The sequence below is a fragment of the Bartonella sp. MR110HLJHH genome, assembly GCF_042194225.1.
Taxonomy (GTDB): Bacteria; Pseudomonadota; Alphaproteobacteria; order Rhizobiales; family Rhizobiaceae; genus Bartonella; species Bartonella grahamii.
Window position 1 is genome coordinate 1 of the sequence record NZ_JBHIMQ010000038.1, and the last position, 3901, is coordinate 3901.

Below are 3901 nucleotides of genomic sequence, written 5' to 3' on the forward strand. Positions count from 1 at the left end.
CGCTTCGGTTTAACGCTACAAGAGGCAAAAAATCCACTTTCTGGGTCTTACATAGGGCGACTTTGTTTGCAAGGTGTAATAACACAAGAGCAATACGACGCCGCCCAACAGTATTTACAGATAAGAAATAATTATCTTTGCGCAAAGGGCTTGCCTAATGCGATTTATGACGAAATGCCGTCATCATCTGATGATAAGGCAAGAGATAAATGGGTAGAATTTGCAACAGAGCAGTTTATAAACACGCAAGAGGCACTAAAAGAAGCCCAATGCCTCTATAGACAATATAACCTTTATGCAGCGTTACAGTATCTCGTTATAGAAGATCAAATGCTACCACACCTTGTGAATTCATTACGTGTTGCTCTTAATGTGCTTCATAAGTACTTTTCATAAGTATGCAATTATTCATAAAAATAAATAAGCATATCATTTACTATTTCAATTTCATGATCTAGCCTTTTAACTTTTTCTTTTTGTGTAGCAATAGTCTTTCGAACATCGGTAATGATATCGAGGAGTTGTGATACCTTTTCATGTTGCTTATTTCGTTTTGCTCTATCTAAATGCTGCATTTGCTCTATTTCGAATTGCATATTGCTTATCACGGCACGCGATACACTATTTCGGTTTATGACTAGACGACGCCATTGCTCTATAGTTTTTATATGTTGCTTAGCTAGTCGTGCTGGTAGTGACAAAGTTTTTTCTACGTATTTATCGTGTATCCATTGAGCGTTGTAACACCTTTGTTCCCACCAATTGTAATTTTTATACAGATAATCACTGCGTGCTCTCTCTAGTCTTACTACTTCTTTTGAACAGCAGAATTCATCTAAATTATCATCAGCGTATCCGTTTGAAGGGAATATAAGATAGGTTGTAAAAAGTGCGATAATTAATACGCTTCTAAATAAAGATTTTTTTATAAACATCATTTCTACCTTAATATGTCTACCTTAATATGCACTTTATCTGTTTAACTGATTCCTTTTGAAATTATCAATATGTGTTATTTTTATGTTGACAAAGTGTAGCAAATCGTATTTAATGACCTTACTGTACTTAGGCTTATTGTGTCTAGAGAGGGAAATGTACAGTTCAAAATCCCCGCAAATGCGGGGTTTTTTATTATCTGGAGGGCGTATTTTATGACATCAGAAAATACACAGCAGGCTCCACAACCCATTAAAAAGCGTATACCACCAAAGGCAGGTCAAGGGCGTGTCAAAGGCGTTCCGAATAAGATGACGCGCATTTTAAAAGAAGCAGTGGTTAAGGCTGCTGAGAATGCTGGGAATAAAATTGGCAAGGATGGTTTGATCTCTTATCTGGAAAAGCAGGCTATGGAATGCCCCGCTGCTTATTTAGCGTTGCTTGGTAAGGTGTTGCCTTTACAGGTAACAGGTGAAGATGGGGGAGCCATTAAGGTGATAACGCGTGTAGAAATCGCGCCTTTGGTCAATGACAACACGACAGATTAGTATTGTACCAAAACTCATTCCTATTTTTGCAGGGGACGCTTTGGTACGGGCGGCTTGGGGTGGACGAGGGTCTGGAAAGACAAGATCATTTGCATTGATGGCGGCTTTAAAAGGCTATCAATTTGGTATGCAAGGGATATCGGGCACTATTCTTTGTGCACGTCAGTTTCAGAATTCTTTGGCAGAAAGTTCATTGGAGGAGATTAAGCGCGCCATTGAAGCGCATGACTTTTTAAAGGACTATTACAAGGTTGGGGAATCTTCGATTAAGTCGATTGATGGTCGTATAGCCTTTCAGTTTTCTGGTCTTGACCGGAATATTGCAAGTATCAAATCCATGGGGAGGATTTTGCTTTGTTGGGTTGATGAGGCAGAGCCCGTTACAGAGACGGCTTGGCAAACGCTTATACCGACTTTGCGAGAAGAAGGAGAGGGGTGGAGAGCAGAATTGTGGGTGACATGGAACCCGTTGCGAGAGAATGCCCCCGTTGAGAAGCGGTTTCGCTTTTCAGACAATGAGGCAATTAAGCGTGTTGAGATCAACTGGTCAGACAATCCGAAGTTTCCCAAGATCTTGAATGAAGCGCGATTGGATGATCTGAGAAACCGTCCAGAGACCTATAAGCATATCTGGGAAGGGGCTTATCTTACAGCGGTTCAAGGCGCTTATTATCAAAAGGAAATGTTGGCAGCCGAGCAAGAGGGGCGGATAGGGCGTGTTGCTCGTGACCCCTTGATGCAGATACGCGCCTTTTGGGATATTGGGGGCACGGGTGCTAAGGCAGATGCCACAGCGATATGGATAGCGCAATTTGTTGGTAGAGAGATCAGAGTGCTTAATTATTACGAAGCACAGGGACAGCCGTTATCAGAGCATATAGGCTGGTTACGTCAAAATGGTTATGAGAAGGCACTGATGGTTCTCCCCCATGACGGTGCGACGAGAGACCGTGTGCACAATGTGAGTTTTGAGAGCGCTCTTAAACAGGCAGGCTTTCAAACAAAAGTTATCCCTAATCAGGGAGCAGGAGCTGTTAAGATACGTATAGAAACAGTCCGCCGTGTTTTGCCTTCTGTTTGGTTTAATGAGAAGACGACGGTAGCAGGACGTAAGGCACTGAATTGGTATCATGAGAAATGGGATGAGAAGCGCAATATTGGCTTGGGAGCAGAGCACGATTGGTCCAGTCATGGGGCAGATGCGTTTGGACTGATGTGCATTTCATACAAACCACCAAAAGAAATACAAAAGCGACCAGCTTATAGCGGCAGAACGGAATATGAGAGCACGTCATGGATGGCAGAATGATGTATGATGAAGAGCATTTAGATAAAGAAAGTAACGCATCAGATCTGTCGACAGAAGGCTTATTTCGTAAGCTTGTGAGCTGGTACAAAGAAGATGTGGAGCATGTGAACAAATGGCGTGAACATGCGCGGGAGGATTTTGGTTTTTACAATGGTGATCAATGGAATGAAGAAGATTTATCGGCGTTAAAAAAGCAACGCCGCCCCGTTATGACCTTTAATCGTATTGCCCCATTGGTCAATGCCGTTGTGGGGTCAGAGCGTAATAACAAGCGCGAAGTGCAGTTTATTCCACGTCAAGTAGGGAAGGCATTGCCTAGTGAATTGCTTACCGGTGCGGCAGAATGGTTTCGGGACATGGCGCATGCCGAATACGCTGATAGTGATGCTTTCCAAGATGCGGTTATCTGTGGCATGGGGTGGACTGATACACGGCTTGATTATGAGAACAGCCTCGATGGTGAACCGGTAATTACCCGTTTAGACCCGTTAAAGATGGTTTGGGATAGTGCAGCGGTGCAACCGAATTTAACCGATGCGCAACGTTTGTGGTATGTAGACCGCAAGCCGTTAGAAGTAGCTAAGCAGATGTTTCCCAAATCTCATTGGACAGAGCTGAGTGCAGATTGGGCAAGGGATGGTAGCTCTCATGAAGGTGTTCACCATAATGATCTTGATTATTACAGCGATGAGGGGAGCATTGATGTTGAAAACGGTCGTCGGATGGTCACGCTTGTTGAATGCCGTTGGTTTGAAAGCGAGCGATATTATAAAGCACCCGATTTAAGCACTGGAGAACTTCGTGATTATAGCGAGGAAGAATTTAAACAGCTTCAATGCATGATGCCTAATATTCAAGGGGCAGCTTTCAATAAAAAGGTTGTAAGGCGTGCTTTTTTAGGGAGAAAGCTGCTTGAATCCCCCGATCAACCCATGGTTCCAGCTGGTCAATTGGGTTGGGAGTGTATAACGGGGTATTTTGACAAGATAGAACGGCAATTTTATGGGGTTGTGCGTCCTACAAAAGATCCTCAACGGTGGGCGAATAAATATTTCAGTCAAGTGATGTATATCCTTAATAGCCAATCCAAAGGGGGGCTTATTGTCGA

5 protein-coding genes are annotated in these 3901 nt (G+C 43.1%); 4 read left to right on the forward strand and 1 reads right to left on the reverse strand.

Annotated features, from left to right (window positions below; genetic code table 11):
- Window positions 1-396, forward strand: a 396-nt coding sequence (locus ACFIKB_RS08940; RefSeq protein WP_375653394.1) for a hypothetical protein, incomplete at its 5' end; no start/stop codon positions are given.
- 8 nt (window positions 397-404) lie between these two features.
- Here the strand turns inward: ACFIKB_RS08940 and ACFIKB_RS08945 are convergent.
- Window positions 405-938, reverse strand: coding sequence for a hypothetical protein (locus tag ACFIKB_RS08945; protein WP_147269651.1), 534 nt, complete (start codon window positions 936-938; stop codon window positions 405-407).
- Window positions 939-1151: 213 nt separating this feature from the next.
- On the opposite strand from ACFIKB_RS08945, the gene ACFIKB_RS08950 reads away from it, so the two are divergent.
- The 3 genes from ACFIKB_RS08950 to ACFIKB_RS08960 all read left to right on the forward strand — a co-directional run.
- Complete coding sequence (locus ACFIKB_RS08950; protein ID WP_273791598.1) at window positions 1152-1484, forward strand: hypothetical protein; 333 nt, start codon at window positions 1152-1154, stop codon at window positions 1482-1484.
- Complete coding sequence (locus tag ACFIKB_RS08955) at window positions 1465-2793, forward strand: PBSX family phage terminase large subunit (protein ID WP_375647813.1); 1329 nt, start codon at window positions 1465-1467, stop codon at window positions 2791-2793. Before ACFIKB_RS08950 ends, ACFIKB_RS08955 begins: the two co-directional genes overlap by 20 nt.
- The coding region (locus ACFIKB_RS08960; RefSeq protein WP_375653396.1) for a portal protein at window positions 2778-3901 on the forward strand (1124 nt) is incomplete at its 3' end. The genes ACFIKB_RS08955 and ACFIKB_RS08960, both read left to right, overlap by 16 nt.